The 17,179-nt window shown below is 51.7% G+C and carries 11 protein-coding genes; 1 reads left to right on the top strand and 10 read right to left on the bottom strand.

Annotated features, from left to right (window positions below):
• Positions 1-9: 9 nt before the first annotated feature.
• From AC0YN3_RS09090 to AC0YN3_RS09065, 6 genes are all read right to left on the bottom strand, one after another.
• Positions 10-906 (bottom strand): carbohydrate ABC transporter permease, encoded by an 897-nt coding sequence (locus AC0YN3_RS09090; protein WP_475774765.1) that lies wholly within the window; start codon positions 904-906, stop codon positions 10-12.
• Positions 907-940: 34 nt separating this feature from the next.
• Positions 941-1,897 carry an ABC transporter permease gene (locus AC0YN3_RS09085; RefSeq protein ID WP_475774764.1) on the bottom strand — a complete coding sequence of 319 codons (957 nt, stop codon included), beginning with the start codon at positions 1,895-1,897 and terminating at the stop codon, positions 941-943.
• A gap of 273 nt (positions 1,898-2,170) precedes the next feature.
• A complete protein-coding gene (locus tag AC0YN3_RS09080) occupies positions 2,171-2,950 on the bottom strand; it encodes a YheC/YheD family protein (protein WP_475774763.1) in 780 nt (259 codons plus the stop codon).
• Positions 2,951-3,182: 232 nt separating this feature from the next.
• Positions 3,183-5,498 carry a beta-galactosidase gene (locus AC0YN3_RS09075; RefSeq protein ID WP_475774762.1) on the bottom strand — a complete coding sequence of 772 codons (2,316 nt, stop codon included), beginning with the start codon at positions 5,496-5,498 and terminating at the stop codon, positions 3,183-3,185.
• Positions 5,499-5,694: 196 nt separating this feature from the next.
• A complete protein-coding gene (locus AC0YN3_RS09070; RefSeq protein ID WP_475774761.1) occupies positions 5,695-7,686 on the bottom strand; it encodes a glycoside hydrolase family 2 protein in 1,992 nt (663 codons plus the stop codon).
• Between the two features lie 64 nt (positions 7,687-7,750).
• A complete protein-coding gene (locus AC0YN3_RS09065) occupies positions 7,751-11,089 on the bottom strand; it encodes a DUF5107 domain-containing protein (RefSeq protein ID WP_475774760.1) in 3,339 nt (1,112 codons plus the stop codon).
• A gap of 272 nt (positions 11,090-11,361) precedes the next feature.
• Here AC0YN3_RS09065 and AC0YN3_RS09060 point away from each other — a divergent pair, with 272 nt between their 5' ends.
• Positions 11,362-12,159 carry a helix-turn-helix domain-containing protein gene (locus AC0YN3_RS09060; RefSeq protein WP_475774759.1) on the top strand — a complete coding sequence of 266 codons (798 nt, stop codon included), beginning with the start codon at positions 11,362-11,364 and terminating at the stop codon, positions 12,157-12,159.
• A 206-nt stretch (positions 12,160-12,365) separates the two neighbouring features.
• Here the strand turns inward: AC0YN3_RS09060 and AC0YN3_RS09055 are convergent, their stop codons facing one another.
• From AC0YN3_RS09055 to AC0YN3_RS09040, 4 genes are read right to left on the bottom strand one after another with little or no spacing between them, the layout of a single operon-like run.
• On the bottom strand, positions 12,366-13,289 hold the full coding sequence (locus AC0YN3_RS09055; RefSeq protein WP_475774758.1) for an aldose epimerase family protein: 924 nt from the start codon (positions 13,287-13,289) through the stop codon (positions 12,366-12,368).
• 13 nt (positions 13,290-13,302) lie between these two features.
• Positions 13,303-15,426: an alpha-galactosidase gene (locus AC0YN3_RS09050; RefSeq protein WP_475774757.1), complete on the bottom strand. Its 2,124-nt coding sequence runs from the start codon at positions 15,424-15,426 to the stop codon at positions 13,303-13,305.
• 26 nt (positions 15,427-15,452) lie between these two features.
• On the bottom strand, positions 15,453-16,274 hold the full coding sequence (locus tag AC0YN3_RS09045; RefSeq protein WP_183559164.1) for a carbohydrate ABC transporter permease: 822 nt from the start codon (positions 16,272-16,274) through the stop codon (positions 15,453-15,455).
• Positions 16,271-17,152, bottom strand: a complete 882-nt coding sequence (locus tag AC0YN3_RS09040) for a carbohydrate ABC transporter permease (protein ID WP_475774756.1) — start codon at positions 17,150-17,152, stop codon at positions 16,271-16,273. Before AC0YN3_RS09040 ends, AC0YN3_RS09045 begins: the two co-directional genes overlap by 4 nt.
• Positions 17,153-17,179 lie beyond the last annotated feature (27 nt).

Below are 17,179 nucleotides of genomic sequence, written 5' to 3'. Positions count from 1 at the left end.
CAGTTCCAGCTACTCCTTCAATGAACCAACAAGAACGCCTTTGACAAAATATTTCTGCACGAAAGGATAAACCATGATGATTGGGATGGTAGCCACCATCATTGTCGCCATCGATAACGACTTGCTCGTAACCGTCCGCATCTTGGCTAATTGGCCTTGCGCGGCGGAATCGAGCTGTGACATCTGATCGGAGACGATGTTTGAATTCAGAATTTGTTTCAGCATCGTTTGTATGGGCAACAGCTTCTCATTGGTGATGTAAATGCTTGGACCAAACCAGTCATTCCAATGAAAAACGGCGGTGAACAGCGAAAGTGTCGCAATAACGGGACCGGAGAGCGGCACGACGATTCGGAAAAATATGCCCCAGTTGCCGCTTCCATCGATTTTGGCCGATTCCTCGAGGCCTGCGGGCAAGCCTTGAAAGAAGGTACGGAATATGATCATATTCCATACGCTGACCAATGACGGGATAATGAATACCCAGAATGTGTTCATCAGGTGAAGCTCCCGTATTAAGAGAAAGGAAGGAATAAGACCTCCGCTGAAATACATCGTAATGATGCACAGAATCATGTAAAACTTGCGGCCCATCAGCTCTTTTTTCGAGATGCCGTATGCGAATATGGCTGTCACGAGTATGGAAGCTGCCGTACCGACAACCGTTCTGGCAATCGAGATGAGGAAAGCCCCAACCAAACGCTCGTCCTTGAATACGATGCCGTAATTCTCCAGCGTCCATGAGCGCGGCCAGAAGGTTACGCCGCCCATCGCTGTATCTATGCCGGCGTTGAAGGAAATGACCAGCGCATTCCAGAAGGGATAGAAGGTTAGAAAAGCCAATAGTGTGAGAATAATATAGATGGTTACCGTCATGACGCGGTCTCCGAAGCTAAGCCTGATCACTGCATCCTCCGCCTTTCCGGGCTAATTGTATCGTTTACCACAAGCTGCTGCCGGCTCTGCGCGCCAGGTAGTTCGCCATCGTCAGTAGTCCGACGCTGATTACTGCTTTGAATAGGCCGACCGCTGTCGCGTAAGAATATCTGGAGCTTTGGATTCCGACACGGTAGACGTAGGTATCGATAACGTCCGACACGTCCCTGAGCACCGGGTTAACCGCCAGCAGGAGAATATCCTCGAACCCTGCATTCAACAGATTGCCGATAGCCAGGATCATGAAGATCAGCACGACTGGCATAATGGACGGCAGCGTAATCAAGAAAATTTGCTTGAACTTGCTTGCCCCGTCCATGGAAGCCGCTTCATACATGCTCGGATCGATGCTTGCGATTGCAGCCAGGTACACGATGGAGCCAAAGCCGATCTCTTTCCATACGCCCGTCGATACGAGGATGGACCAGAACAATTCCGGAAGCGAGAGGAAGTTAATCGGTTCCTCGATGAAATTCATTTTCTCCAGCAAAATGTTCACGCTGCCGTTATCCGTCGATAGCATCGACATGATAAGTCCTGCAACGATGACCCATGACATAAAATGCGGCAGATAGCTCACCGTTTGCACAAGCCGCTTGAACATCATATTCTTCACTTCATTCAACATCAAGGCCAGCACGATCGGTGCCGGGAAGCCGATGAAAAATTTCAGCAAGCTGATAACAACCGTGTTGCGCATGACCTCAAAAAACTCCGGTGAGCTGAAAAACATGTCAAAGTGCTTTAATCCAACCCACTCGCTTGCAAAAAAGCCTTTGAAAATGCTGTAATCCTGGAACGCCATCAATACGCCGTACATCGGAATGTAGCTGAAAACAATGATCAGAAGCAATGCTGGCAGCACCATTAGCTGGATGTCCATTTGCTTCATAAATCGCAGGAACGCATGTTTAGTTTTAGGTTTTTTAACGAGCTCTTCATTAACGGATAGCTGCGCCACTTACTCAATCCCCCTTGCTCTTGTTGTTCTTCTTGTATTCTATCTCGATCCCAAAACGACTAATAGCTATCTGAACAACTAAAAATGATACTTTTCAATCATCGGGGAAAGCGCCATCATTTTTAAGTACAAGAAGAAACGGCTTCGCCGTCCTCTGCAGGAGGAGGGTATCCGTTTCTCGTAGAAATAGAACAATCCTTTATCGCGTGAAACATACAAAGTTTTGTATAAAAAAAGAAGCATATCCCGTTATCTTGGACTGCTTCCAAATGTCTATTTCGCGTCGCGTCTGCCATAGCTTGCCGCAAAACGCTTCATTTTATCATATGCTGCCCGGTCCAGCTGCTTAAGCGGATGGAACTGCGGGTGATTCGAATTCACCTCAAGCACCCAAAGCTGCTGCTCCTTGTCGTAGGCGAAATCGATGCCGAGCTCATGCATGCCTGCACGTTTTTTGCTTAATGCCCATGCTATTCGCAGCGCAGCATCCGTTAAGCGTCTTATGCGCCCTGCTGTCTCCTCGGGGGACAATCCTTGCTCTAAGCCGAGCCTATTCATGGAATAAATCTTCCCGCCTTGATAGTAATTCGTAACGATTTTGCTGCGGCCGCCGACTTTGACCATAAAGCCCGTACAAACCCAGTGCCCTCCCGGCTTGCGCTGAACCATCGCCCGGATATCGTAGGGACATTCATTCACCTGGTCCAGATAGACGCCTTTCTGGATAATGAGCTTGCGTCCCCCTTCCCTCAGCAGCCGCTTATGCAGCCCATCTATCGATTCATAAATGCGGCGAACTTGTTTTTTGCGGATGAGCTCATACAGCTCGAAGCCGGATTCAACGCGCTTCAGCTTGAATATGCCAATCCCCAGCGAGCCCACATCGGGTTTGACATACACCATGTCAAAGCGCTCCAGCATCATTTGCAGGTTATTACGGCTAAACCGGACCGTTTTCGGAACATAAGGCAGCAGATCGCGATTAGCCGATAAATATTTGCAAACTAGCAGCTTCCCTCTTATATTGCGACTAGCATATCCTTTTTTGTACATCCTCCATTCACCTCCATTTACTTTATGAACGGAGGCTCTATAGCAATTGTACGTATGTTTATAGACTGCAAATATAGTTAAACCAACCTTCTATAGTAAAACCAACCTTCCAAGGCTTTTCGAACCCTCCCAAACCCTCCCTTCCAAGGGAGGGCCGCGAGGCGCTGCTCCCTCTGGACACGCAAAAAAACCGGAGTCTCGGCATGACGGCCGAAATTCCGGTTCTCTATGATTAATTAAAAGCTTTATATAAGGCTACGGTATAATACGGGATCGGCTCAATAGCATGGAATACCGCGATTTCGACGCCTTCGAACCGCTCAACGAGCGCTTGGTTCACGAAGGTGTGCACCGTTCCTTTGCGTAGGGGCGTAATCGACAGATGCAGCTGCTTATGCTCCAGGTCATCCTTGAATTGCTTCAGTCCGATCGGCCAAGCCTCCCCGTAATGAATATGGTCCGTAAGCAGCTGGTTATCTAGGTAAGCAGCCGCTACGTCACCATCGTACGCCACTTTCAGGAAGACATCCGAAACATGGTTTGGCCAGTTGGTATCAAGCTCGACAAGAGCGCTTCTCTCCAGCGGCTTACTTACTGTTAACGCAGGCTCATAGGCAGGCACCTCAATCTGGTACGTTTGAAATAACCCTTCCCTCTTCGCTTGAACCGCCCCCAAGCTTGCCAGCAAAGCCTTCTCCGGCAGAGCAGGCGCAATGGATACGCTCCAGCTTGCCTTTCCTTCAGAGGTCGCAACGAGACGCTCGTCCTTTGCGTAAAGGCGGCTGTCGCTAATAACTAGCCTGTCATCGCCCCATAGCCGGAATTTATAGGTTTGAAGCGCCTCTTCTCTTGTTAGAACGAGAACGCTCACCTTTTGGCCATTCGTCAGCACTACTGTGAACGCATGCTCTTTGCCGACTTGCGGCGTAACGACGATCACGTTAGCTTCCTCAGCAGCCTGCGACGCGCCCAGCTCAACAGCTGCAACGCTCGTACGACTGAATACGAGCTCGGCCGCAAGCGACGGATGCGCATAAAAGACAAGCACTGGCTGCCCATCCACGTTCAGCTTCGTAAGCGGTTGAACGGTTGCGCTCACGATGAGCGCCCCTTCCAATTCGATGTTGAAAGGCAGCACCGCGCTCACATCCCGTTTCAATGTGAGATGTCCCGCATGCGGGAAAGCGACTTTGCCCTGCGCCGTGTCCAGCTCGATCCGTACGCCTTCACGGTCAGGAAGCTCCAGATGATCTTGGAAATTGTTCAAGAACAAGAAGCCCGAGCCGTCCTTCTGCCGAACGCACCAGCGCAGCGACTCCGTGTCTTCCGGGTGGATAGCCGACTGCCCTTCCGGCAGCACTGTACCCATCGGCGCCAATACCGAGCCGAATGCATCCATAAACAAAGACAACGAGCGAATACGGTCATAGGATTTGCCGACTCGCCCGAATTCACCTAGCGGTGATTGGTAGTCGTAAGTGATTTTTGGAAGGCCGTATTCATTAAGAAAGCCATGCTTTCCTACCGGATTGGAGCCGCCGTGGTACATATAATAGCCTAACAGATTGCTGCCGCTGGCCAGTTTGACCAGCGTCATCGCTTCCACGCTCTCAGCGCTTACATTCGGACGGGCAGTATAGCTGACCTGCATGCCGCCCGCCATCTCGCAATAAGCGACGGGATAATCAAGCGTATCGTAGTTGACTTCCTCGGACGGCTTCACATGCAAATCGCGGTAAATGTACTCGCCGCTCGGCGGCTGATTCGGGATCCAAGGCGTATACGCATAGCCTGCAAGCATCGGCAGCGTATCGGTCTCCGGCACGGCTGCCCCGCCCCATGCCGTAGCTGTGAAGAACATCGGCGTAATGCCAGCCTCCTCCGCGATTCGGCGCAGCTCGGCCAAATGCGCGTTGCCGCCTTTCCCGGAGCTCATGAATACGCCGGCTTTATAGGCCCATGAATCAAGCGGAGCACCGCAGTGCATATACTCATTCTCCAGTTGGACGGCAATGACCGGACCGCCTTCGGCGAACAGGCTGCCTTTGACTTGCTTCGCAATTTGACGGTAAAGACGCTTTGCATAGAAGAGGTACAATTCATCATTCGAGCGAATGTCAAGCGGTTTGCCGAATACCCAGTCTGGAATGCCGCCATTTCTAACTTCGCCGTGGCAGAAAGGTCCGATGCGCAGCACAAGCGGCAGCTCATGCTTCGCGCAGAGATCTACGAAATGACGCAGATTGCGGTTCTCGCTCCAATTAAAAATGCCCTCCTCTTCCTCGTGATAGTTCCAGAAGATATAGGTAGCGATAACATTCACGCCGCCCGCCTTCATCTTCAGCAGCTCTTCCTCCCAGTGCAAATAAGAGAATCTCGAGAAGTGGAATTCGCCAACGACCGGAATAATGGGCTGCTCATTGCGCAGCATATAGAAATTGGTAAATCCATAGCTTTCTCCTTTTGGGTTCGAGCCTTTGTTGCCTGCCAGCTTGCCTGGCTTAATCTCTTTATTCGGTCCGTCTATCTTAAGTGTGTAAGTGGTCATAATTGCGATTCCTCCTGTAATAAACCTTATCTATTGCAGCTCGTAGCTTAAGAAAATAGCTGGATCAAACCATCGGTCAATAGGCTACTGAGACTTTACGAGCGAATACTCTATTATCGCAACAAACCGAATATGCACGATACAAGGTATATTCCCACCATTTCGGTTGCATATTTATCCAGCATTGATTGTACAGCTATTCCAGCTCCGTAAAATTCAGCCTTCCGTCCAGTACCGAGAATCCGGTAGGGCGGCTAATCGTGTACCCAATACCGCCACCAGCGGCAGTCTCGCTTGCCGAAAGCTCAAAGCGCCATTCCTCCCCCGGGCTTAACGGAGGAATAGCATGAACGCTGCTACTGCCATTGGTATAAAGTAACGTAAGCGTATATCCGTTGACCGCATGCTTCGGAATGTCGTCTCGGACCTCCCAGATTACCGTCAACGATTGATTCTGATTTGCGTAAGCATCCTTCAGCACGAATGGCGCACCCACGGCGCGAAGCGCATGGTAAGAAGGCTTCGGTTCGCCATGCATATCCGTCGTGCCGTGCACCCGTTGCCGCAATCTGCCTACGCCCTCTTCCCCCATCTGGGTACGGTAATCATTGAGACTGAAAAAGATTAGTGCTGCGATTCCATCATGCTTGCGGTATTCCTCCGTCTTCTCCAGCAAGATGCTAATTCGCCGCTCATCGCCGCCTGTAAAAGCTGGCTCGCATAATCCGTATTCCGCAACGACAAGCGGCTTGTTCGGGAACGCCGTGTCGATGTTGCGGACAATCTGTGGCATATCCAAGTCACCGTGCCAAGTACCGATATAATCATTCCACATGAGGAGATCCCCCTCCCCTGTCGCGTCGCTCTCTGGCTGAAAATGAACCGTATTGCTAACGTAATTAATGAACCTATGTTCATCCAGAGTCAGCATATGCTGTTTCAATTGTTTCATGTAGCTAATTGTACGCTCATCCTGGCCATTCACCTCATTGCCCATTCCCCATGCATAAATGGATGGATGATTGTAATGACGAACAATCATTTCCTCCGCATGCTGAATGGCGATCGGAAGCAAACTGTCGTCCGGCTCGCCGGGCTGCTGCCAATGCGGAATCTCCTCCTGAACAAGAAGGCCGTTCCGATCGCACCAATCGAGCAGGCGGCTATCCTGCTGCCAATGGAACCTCGTAATCACGCAGTTCGCGTGTTTTATTTGCTCCAGCACTTTAACAAGATCTGCTTCCGATTCCGCCATGCCTTTATCAGGGTGAGAGCCCGGCATCCATTCCACGCCCATCAAGCGTACAGGCTCACGGTTAAGCAGCAGCTGATTTCCTTCCGTCATAATCTCGCGAAAGCCGACATGAAGGCTAATCTGATCTTCTTCGACACCATTAACAACCAGCGTGATATGGATGTTGTACAAATGAGGATGATCGAAATGCCATAACTCTGGCTGCTCAATTCGCAGCTCCTTCAGCGTTAGAGTAAGATCCTCCGCCACCGTATCATATCGTTCGGTAGCAATCACCTTGTCTTCCTTCCAAACGGATAGATTAACGGTTACAGGCAGCGGCCCCGCAGGTGCAGAGCGCCAAAGCTTTATCTTCCCCTTGATCAAGCCCTCATCAGAAAAGGAGCTTGGTCCGGCAAATCGCGGAGTCGCATCGACCTTCGCGTAATCGATCGCAACGGCTCCTGTCACAATCATCGAAACACCCCTGATGATGCCGCCGTCATCCGCCCAGTCGAAGCTGTTCCGAATCGGTAAAGCATGTTCGCTGTTCTCGTTTTGAACAGAAACGACAAGCCGGTTAGTTTGGCCATGCGAGACAAAAGCAGAGATATCGACGACGAATGCCGTGTAGCCTGAGACGCCGTGCGAGCCAGCCTGCTTGCCATTTATCCAAATAACAGCGTCACGGTACACCGCATCGAACTGCAGGCGAATCGTCTTCCCTATCCATTCCTCCGGTATGTACAGATCACGGCTGTACCAAGCAAGCCCTCGATACTCCTCCAGTCCCTGTTCGATGTTCCACGTATGCGGAATTTGCACTGTTCTTCCATCCGGCAATCCGCTCTCAAACCAGCATTCTTCCATGCCGAGGCCCGCAGGGTCCGCTTGAAACTTCCATTGCTCCGTTAATGCTGTCGTTATCCGTGTCGTAGGCATTCCCTGACTCATTCCTTTTCTCTTAAAATGAACATACGGCATCCGGCGAATATTTCCGCCAGACGCCGATTAATATTTACACGCTCATGCGTTTGTGAATGGCTGCTCCCTGATGGCTGCGATCCATAGCCATAGCAAGCTCGAATTGCTCATTGGCTTCCTGAATTCGACCTAGCCCCAGTTGGCCAAGCCCCATCATAAACCGGCAATGGATCACGTTCCGATTGTTCAGATTCTCGTCAAATACGAGGAAATCAGGCAGCGACACCGCAAAATAATCGATTTTGACATTATCGAACAAATGCTTCTCGGCAAAATCGATCAGCTTATTGAAACGGCGCTTTGCCTCTTTTTCATTCGCCAGCTTCAACCATGCCAAGCCTTGGTAGAAAATCATTTCCGGCGGCTGGTCATTGTAATACATGGCGCTTGCCGGTTCCTCAAGCCCCTCCGACGCCGTCTTGAACGCCGCTTCTGCTTCTGCCGATTGCCCGAGTCCCTCGTACGCGCAGCCAAGGTAAAAATATACATTGTTCTCTTGCGCGCCAGCCAGCTTCGCTTCGCCAAGATTGTCAGGGTTATCGAGTGCCTGCTTGAGCAGCTCTGCGGCTTCGACGTATTGGCTGGCTGCAAGCTTTTTCTTTGCCAGCTCAACGAGCGCAAGCACGTATTGCCCAAGCGTCTTGCCTTCGCCGCCCTCCCAAGGGTGGAATCTGCGTGACGCGAGCAGTTCGATCGCGGCTTCGTGCTTCTCCAGTAAATTGTGCAGCGTTACATATTCCAGATACAAATCGTCCCTAGCCTGCACGAGCGGCAGATGCTGCTGCAGCAGAGCTAATCTTTGTTCTGCCCCAAGGTCTATTTTCTTGTACAGCTGGTCAAGTTCATAGAACACGCGCGCGTCGGATTGGTCGCACCTAAACGCCGCTTCCAGTGAATTTCTTGCTTTAGCCGCATCATTCAGCTTATTGAAGTAAGCAAGCGCTACATTGCGGTGCGCAACGGAGAAGGCTGAGTCGCTTTCAATCGAGCTCTCCCAAAGCGCTACGGCTTCCAAATGGCGTTTCTTGTCGTAGTAGAAATTGCCCAGGAAATAAAGGGCCTTGGCATCATCCGGACGCGCTTCGACAGCATACTGCAGCACGAGAAGATCGAATAGGCTGTTCGGGAAGCAATAATCCGGGTTTGCTTGGTTTCCAGCCGTCAAATAAAGGCCTTCCGCTTCTTGGTTGCTTTGTTTGGCATAGCAATAAGCGAGCGTATAGTGAACCAGAGGATATACATCCGATTGCGCATTCGGCGCGATATGGCGCAGTACGTCGATGGCTTCGGCATATAGGCCGGCTCCCGCATAATCCGATGCAAGCGCAATATGGTTATGGACGTCTCCACGCAGCAGCGATTTCAAGTCCTTCAGAACGTTACTCGCTTCTGCCTCGTTCCCCGCTTCCTTGTAAACCAAATACAGCTCGTTATAGGCACCGAAGTCGGCAATGTCAAGCTTAAGCGTTTCCGAAGCATAGGCAATGGCTTCTTCCAGCCTGCCTAGCCTGCGAAGCATCGCTGTTTTCAAATCCCTTGCTTTGTAGTTGCGGGAATTGCGGATCAAGGAACGCTCCGTAAGCTCAAGCGCTTCGTCAAAACTGCCTTTCTCCGAAGCGATTTGAGCCAACGTGAAATAGCCGCTGTCCTGCCATGCTGCTGACCACACCGATTTGTACAATGCGGCAAAAGCTTCCTCCAATCTCCCTTGATGCTTCAGCGATACGCCAAGCTGGTAATAAGCTTCGCTGTCATAAGGATTCGGATTGCGCCAAGTCAGGCGTCCGATCGCCTTGCGGAAATAGGCTTCGCTTTGCTTGAACATGCCTCTGCGAAGCAGCAGCGTGCCATAGGCAACATTGATGCGGGCATCGGATTCATCCCGCTTCAGCCCTTCCAAGTAATACGACTCCGGTTCAAACGTCGCATGGCGGTACTGCTCGAGATGAAGGCCCGCTAAGTACAGCTCTTCGTTTGTTTTAAGCTCCTGCGGCTCTGGCAGCGGCTTAGCGGCATCAGGCATTTCTTCGATGCCCGGCTTCTTCGGCCGGTAGCTGACAAGCAGCCGCCCAGAGGCATCCTTCACCGTAAGCTGCAAATCATGCTCTTGGTCATCCGGATGCAAGGGAACGATTGAAGTGAAGGTCGAGCTCGGCGAGAGGTCCGCCGTCTCCAGCACATAATTTCTGCGGCTGCTCTTCAGCTCGATGGCAGCTCCCGTGCAATGAGAGGTCGCATAAGCGTAAATCGTCGCCGTTCCCGCATGCGGATCAACCTCGACGTTAACCGCCGCGTCGATGGTAGCGTTTTTGACGACACCGATATTTTTATAAGGCATGAAATATTGTTTGAATGACTTTTCCTCATAAGGCTGCAGCCATGTGAAGTCCGGTTGATTATCCGTATATACGCCGGTCATCAGCTCGATGTACGGGCCGTCCTCGTCCGTTAGGCTGCGATCCCAAGCTTGGCCGAATTCACCGTTGCCCCAAGTCCATTGCTTCTTGCCCGGGGAGATATGGTGGTTTGCTACGTGCAGCAGACCCGCTTGCACGGAATGATCGTAACCGCCGACGAAATTATAATCCGATTTGTAAGCCATGTACGAGGTAGGAACCGGGATGTTTTTATACCTCGAAATATCTACGCCATCCGAGTAATCCATTTTATAATAGGTGCCTGTCGCAATCGGAAACTTCGATACGTCGCGCTTGCCATGGTCGAATACGGCCGTTACGTCAGGAGGAAATACCGACTGTGTATGGTCGTTCACCGCAACGGCAGGGTTCGCCCACCAAAGGAAGGTTTGCGGCTCCGGCGTACGGTTGTAGAGCTGTGCGTGAATTTCCAAGTAAGCCTTGCCGGGATGCAGCGTAAAGCCTGCCGTTACCTTCGTTCCGTACATGCGGTCGATTTCGCTTACCCATACGGTTGCGCTGCCATCCTCATTTTCCTCCAACCGGTATTCTACGGGGCCGAACGTATTCGGACGGTGGTGCTGCGGCCAGTTGAACTCGATACCGCCGGAAATCCAAGGACCGGCCAGCCCAACGAGCGCCGGCTTAATCACCTGGTTGTAATAAACAAAATCATATTGGTTCGTTTTGTCTATCGCCCGGTAAATACGTCCGCCCAGCTCCGGCATAATGGCAATGTGCAAATACTCATTCTCGAGGATGACCATCTGGTAGGGCTTGGCCTGCTTCTCATCTTCAATCTTATCGATAACCGGATGCGGATAAACGCGGCCGGAGCTTCCTTGATAGACGCGTTTTTCCAAAAACATCGGATTTTTATCGGGTTTGCCTACGCCGTAGGTTGGAATGTGTACGACTTCCTCCCACGCGCGCGCTCGTTGCTCGTTCTTATTCAATCTACTCACTCCTCATGGTCAGTTAATTATCCTATAGCTATACCATACTGGAGCCGCATCATCCTTACCATTGATTATCCGCTGTTCATGATGGATGATACTCTGATTTCCACTGATTTATTCTGCTTGTTTTTAAACAAGCGGGAATGTAAAATACGCTTAGGCCAAACAAAGGAGGTCGAAGTCCTATTCCTCGCAAAGCAGAAGGCTTCCATGACGAAAAAATCATCGTATTGCCTCCCTACCAGCTGAACGAAATGATCTCTCATCCATTGATTAGCGATACGTATATAACCGATATCGGTTACTATCGCCGCGCTAGAAGCCATTATCGCGAGCGGCCGCTGGGCAGCGATTCCTATATTTTAATCTTTTGCGTAGGCGGGAAGGGCTGGATCAAGCTTGCCGGCCAAAGTTCCCTTGCATTGTCAGAGCAGACCGTTGCCGTTATCCCGCCGGACACGCCTCATGAATATGGGGCTGACGAGAGCGATCCATGGAGCATATACTGGTTTCACCTCAAAGGCGGGCAGATCGCTTCACTTATTCAAAGCAGCGGGCTCGAAGCCGGGCCGATCCACGTTTCCTTAACCGATTCGGACAAAATCAGGGAGTTATTTAATCAATGCTACGATTTGCTTTCGTCCAAGGCTTATTCGGCCCCGCATCTCATCCATGTGTCGCATACGATGCGTTACTTGCTCAGCTTCATCGGGCTTATACCGCGCAGGAAGCAGGAAGCCAAAACACAGGCTTACATCGAGCAAGCCATCCTGTACATGCAGGATCGGCTTGAGAAGAACATGACCATCGATGAGCTCATCTCGCATACATCCATTTCCAAGCAGCATCTTAACCATCTGTTCAAGCAGTCAACCGGCTATGCCCCCATTGATTATTATTTGCGGCTCAAAATGCAAAGAGCTTGCCAATTGCTTGATTTGACGAACAACAGCATCAAGGAAATCAGCGTATCGCTTGGACTCAGCGATCCGTATTACTTCTCCCGCTTGTTCAAAAAAATTATCGGCGCTTCCCCCTCCGACTACCGCAGCAAGCTGAAGGGCTGATACGGGCTGATGCCCGTCATGGTCCAAAGCAAACGGGACGTCCCCGCGCGGGAGCGTCCTGTTCGTATCGCTATTTAATAAGCAAGGAGATACATTCTCTCCGGCATAACAGCCGCCTGCGCTCTAGTCGCAATCCCATGAGGCATGAATTCCCCATTGCCCCATTCCGCGTATAAGTCCGGCTCGAAACGTATATAGAGCTTTGCTTAGGCAAGGCTTCCCTGTCCCAGCTCAATATCCAGATGCCACGAATAGGCCTCCGCCGGCATGAGCGTCTGGGCAGTCCCATTTTGAACCGCTGCGTCTAACGCGTCATAGTAGCCAATCCCCGGCTCTAGCGCACAAACGGATCGGTCATTATACATGCCTTCATCGATCCAGACGCCGAAATAAGGTACTTGCCCGAGAGGCCAGCGCAGCCGCAAATAATTGCCGCTAGCTTGCCCATGCAAAGCCGCCCACCCTTCGGGAGCTTGGCCTGGGTAATAAAATTTCCTGCCGTCACCGGTTATTTCCGGACGAAGGAGGCGTTGGCCGGCGAACGCGTAGCGTTGGCCCGTAACGAGGCGATTGCCGCCATATACGCATAGCAATTGCTGCATTTCGGAAGGAAGGACAATCTCCGTAGGCTCTTCTATCGCGAACTGCGGATGAGCAGCCCATAAAAAAGGTTGCGCCTTCTCCCCTTCGTTGCGCGCTTCATAGGAAAGCCTGATCGTTCCGTTCTCCAAGAACGCAACCTCGCGGCTAAATAGAAACGGCAGCATCACTCCTTTTACAGTGCATGAGACTGAACTCCCGCTACGCCGATAAGACCATGGGAGCGACCAAGCTTCGCCATGATCGGGAAGCGTCGCCCCACTCTCGGTCAAGCAGCTGTTTATCGTTGGGAAGCACTCATCCCAGCCGCTCATATCCCCGTTCGCGAAAGACGATCCATAGACAGGTGGAAGGAGCGGCCTGTTTCCCGAATCGAGCAGCCATTCTTTGCCCGATGGCTTATAAATCATCGAAACGAGCTTAGCGCCTAATTCAGGTACAAGTTCCAGCCGCACGAATCCATTCTCCATCACGATAGAAGGCAAACCTTTGTACGACGCATCAATAATCGTTGTCCCATTCGATTTCATGAACGTTTGCTCCTTACTCCGCGAGCAGCTTCAGTCTAACCATGCTGCTCGCATAATCCCCGGACAACTCGAGGGGTATCCCGATTTGCATTAGATTGGAACCGTGCCTTACGACGCTGTTCCCATTCTCGGATAACACTTCGTATGTTCTGCCAGGCTCCAAGCCCTGCAGCTTCACTCTCTTTTCCTGATAGCCGAAATATTGCGCTTGCTGGAACGCGAAGACGGCAGCCTCCTGCCCATCCCTGCTCACGTATTGGTAGGCAGCTGTATTTCCGTCCGCAAATGAAGCCAGACGGTACAAGCTGCCTTCCGTTACGGTTGATCTGATCTGCTTATATAATGCGATATACTTGCTGGCTTCCGCCGCCTCTTCTTCCGTCCAGCAGCTAATGTTCGCGCCAATGCCGAGACCGCCCATCATGGCGCTGTGGAAACGGAAGGACAGCGGCAGCCTTCTCCCGTTCAAGCCATGCGGGGATTCCGTGACCCAGCACATCATAACCGAGGGGCTGTATACAAAGGTGAAGCCCTCTTGTATCGACAGGCGATCGCGAGCATCCGTATTATCGCTAACCCATGCCTGGTCCGCATAACGTAGGATGCCTAGATCGATGCGTGCTCCGCCGCCCGCGCAGGTCTCGAACTCCACGTGGGGAAAGCTCATTCTCAGCTCTGCCCAAATCTCGTACAAGTTCTCGACATGCCTGTTCCAAACCGATTCGCCAAGCTGCTCATGCAGCGGCAGCGCGCCAGGCTCCGTGACGGTTCGATTCATATCCCATTTGATGAACGAAATATCGTACGTGCCGAGCAGCTCCTTCATGAAGCCGAGGACGAATGCCTTTACTTCCGGCTTGCCGAGGTTAAGCAGCAGCTGATTGCGCAGCAGCGTGCCCTCGCGTGTCGGGAATTGATACGCCCAGTCCGGGTGCTTGCGGTACAGCTCGCTGTCAGGATTGACGGACTCGGGCTCGACCCAAATCCCGAACTCCATGCCAAGCGCCTTCACTTCATCGATAAGCTCTTGCAGGCCATTCGGGAACTTCTCCGGATTCACCTGCCAATCGCCTAGTCCCGCCCTGTCGCTGTTCCGGCCGCCAAACCAGCCGTCATCCACGACAAATCGCTCGACGCCTATTGCGGCTGCCCGCTTCGCGAGCTCCTTCTGTCCCTGAACGGATACGGCGAACTCCGTCGCCTCCCAGGAATTATACAACACCTTTCGAATGCGGGAACCCGGCAGAACATATTCGCTTTGGTAACGATGCAGCTTTCTGCTCATGTCGCCGAACCCGTCGGAGGCGAACCCGCCCACGAACGCCGGCGATCGGTAAGCCGCGCCGGGAGCAAGCGTGAAGGCGCCGTCAAAATCGTTAATCCCGCCACTTACCCGAGCACGTCCGAAGTTAGACTTCTCAACGACCATTTTCCAGTTGCCGCTCCAAGCAAGCGCCCCGAACCATACGCTGCCGGAGCGTTCATCCGCTTTCCCGATATCGATGGCAAACCAAGGATTGGCGCTCGCTCCGGTAAACCCTCTACGGGATTCCAGCACCTTCTTGCCTTCGGTCAATTGGTCGCTTCGCAGCTGGAATTCCCCTGCCCAGCGGCCGCTGACATGCGTCAGCCGGTAAGCAGACATAGCTGGCATGGACCAAGCTGCGGCAAGCGCCTGCTCGACAACGACAGCCGAGGCTTCCTCGTTGCGAATGCATACGCTTCGCTCGATTATGTCATATTCAGGAATGGCTTTGTAGCGTAGCTCGACCTTAAGCGCATAATGCATATCTGCCAAGGAAATGATCAGTTCATTGTCATGCATAATCGCATAGCTCTCATACGCAAGCTTCAAATCGCGAACGCCGTCTGCGAACCTAACTTTTAGGCAAGGCTCCGAGTAGTGGCTTCCGCCCCAGCCGCCGTACTCCTCCATGTCCCGCTCGATGCTGGCATCAAAGGAGCTGTGTCCCCAGCCTTTCAGCAGATCGGCGGTCTCCGATGCTTCGACCGGCTCCCCCCAGTACAAGCTTTGGGGGTTTCCTTTCTCGTTGATGCCGAAAATATAGGATGAACGCTTCGTGCGAATTTCGAAGATCTTCGATGCTTCCAAATAAGTAATGGGCAAAGTAAACACTCCTTCTGTTTATGCGCTGCTGTAAGCTAGCCTTTGACTGCGCCAGCGGCGATGCCTTTGATGATGTATTTTTGCATGAACAAGAAAAAAACGATAATGGGGACCATGCCCATAACGGCGTATGCGAACGCCAGGTTCAGATCGCTGCTGTACTGCCCGAAGAAAAAGTACTGCTGCAGCGGAATCGTCCGGTAAGACGCATCCTGCAAAAACAAGAGCGGCAGCAAAAAGTCATTCCATATATAGAGCGCGTTCAGAACGAGCACCGTCGCCGTTACCGGCTTCAGCAGCGGCAGAATAATCCGAAAAAATATGCCCGGTGTCGAGCAGCCGTCGATGGTAGCCGCTTCTTCGATTTCTCTCGAAATCGCCCGAATGAAGCCGGTATAGAACAGCACCCCCATCTGGATGCCTGCACCGCCGTAAATGAGAATAATTCCCCAATGCGTATCGATCATATGGAGCGTTTTGCCAAGCTTATAAATCGGCAGCATCGTAATTTGGAAAGGAACCATCATGCCCGCGAGGAACAGAACGAAAAACATCTGATAAAACTTTTTGTTCCGCCTCGCGATCGAATAGCCGGCCATTGCCGAAATGGTCACGATTAACCCGATGGCCACAACGGTAATAATCAAGCTGTTCATAAATGCGGTCGGATAATGGGACGTATCCCACGCGTGCGCGAAGTTGGCCAAATCAAGCTTAGCCGGCAGCGCATAAAAAGCGTCATACGTTTCCTGGGGCGATTTGAACGCCATCAGCACCGCCACGTAGAAGGGAAACAGAAAGACGATTGCCAATGCCGAAACGAGTATAAAAACGGAAATATGCCTGACCTTCCTCATGCTTCCACCTCTCTTCTTCTAAACACCGAGAGCTGGATGAGCGTCACGATGACAAGGACGACGAAAAAGATCATCGATAGCGCCATGCCGTACCCCCCCTTATAGGAAGCAAAGGAGCTGCTGTAAATGTAAGTGGACATAACCTCGGTAGCGAACGCCGGCCCGCCATGCGTCGTTACAAACACCAGGTCGAACACCTTTAAGGCGCCCGTCAACGTAAGCACCATATTGATCGTGAAGGACGGGGCAAGCAGCGGCAATACGATATGCCACAGCGTTTTGGACGTTCCCGCTCCGTCTATTCTCGCACTCTCGACGATCTCCTGCGGAATGCCCTGAAGTCCCGCGATATATATAATCATAGGCGCGCCGATTCCCTGCCAGACCGCAATGACAATGACGCCAAACAGCGCATAGCTCGGATTGCCGAGCGGGCTTGTCACATTGTCAAAGCCGAAGAAGCTGAACAATTTGGGAAGGCCCGTGCTGTAGTTGTAGCTCCATATAAAGCCTGAAAGCACGATGGAAATGACGCTTGGCAAAAAGAATACGGTACGAAATACATTTCTGAATTTCAAATAGGAATCCAGCAACAGAGCGAACAGCAAGGATAAAACGTTCACCACAACCGTTAGGATGATGGCGTATTTAAACGTATTGATTAAAGCCATCCACAAATCGTCATCCGTCAGCGCATTTTTGTAATTGCCCCATCCGATATACCGGAGCGACTGGGATACGCCGTCCCAATCGGTGAAGGAGTATCTGATTCCCATGCCGAGCGGAACCAGCAGCGCCAATGCGAATAAACAAAAACCAGGCATTAGAAACAGCACGTACCAAAATTCATTTTTTACTGTCCGCTTGAAAACGCTCATAGCTGCTCCTCTCCAAAAATACGGCTG

This window comes from Paenibacillus sp. J22R232 (assembly GCF_056269165.1).
This window is presented reverse-complemented; position numbering and strand designations above follow the sequence as displayed.

Excerpts from the sequence above, each read along its gene's own strand:
- AC0YN3_RS09080 (WP_475774763.1), bottom strand. The coding sequence starts at position 2,950 with ATGTACAAAAAAGGATATGCTAGTCGCAATATAAGAGGGAAGCTGCTA.
- AC0YN3_RS09075 (WP_475774762.1), bottom strand. The coding sequence starts at position 5,498 with ATGACCACTTACACACTTAAGATAGACGGACCGAATAAAGAGATTAAG.
- AC0YN3_RS09070 (WP_475774761.1), bottom strand. The coding sequence starts at position 7,686 with ATGAGTCAGGGAATGCCTACGACACGGATAACGACAGCATTAACGGAG.
- AC0YN3_RS09055 (WP_475774758.1), bottom strand. The coding sequence starts at position 13,289 with ATGAAATCGAATGGGACAACGATTATTGATGCGTCGTACAAAGGTTTG.
- AC0YN3_RS09045 (WP_183559164.1), bottom strand. The coding sequence starts at position 16,274 with ATGAGGAAGGTCAGGCATATTTCCGTTTTTATACTCGTTTCGGCATTG.
- AC0YN3_RS09040 (WP_475774756.1), bottom strand. The coding sequence starts at position 17,152 with ATGAGCGTTTTCAAGCGGACAGTAAAAAATGAATTTTGGTACGTGCTG.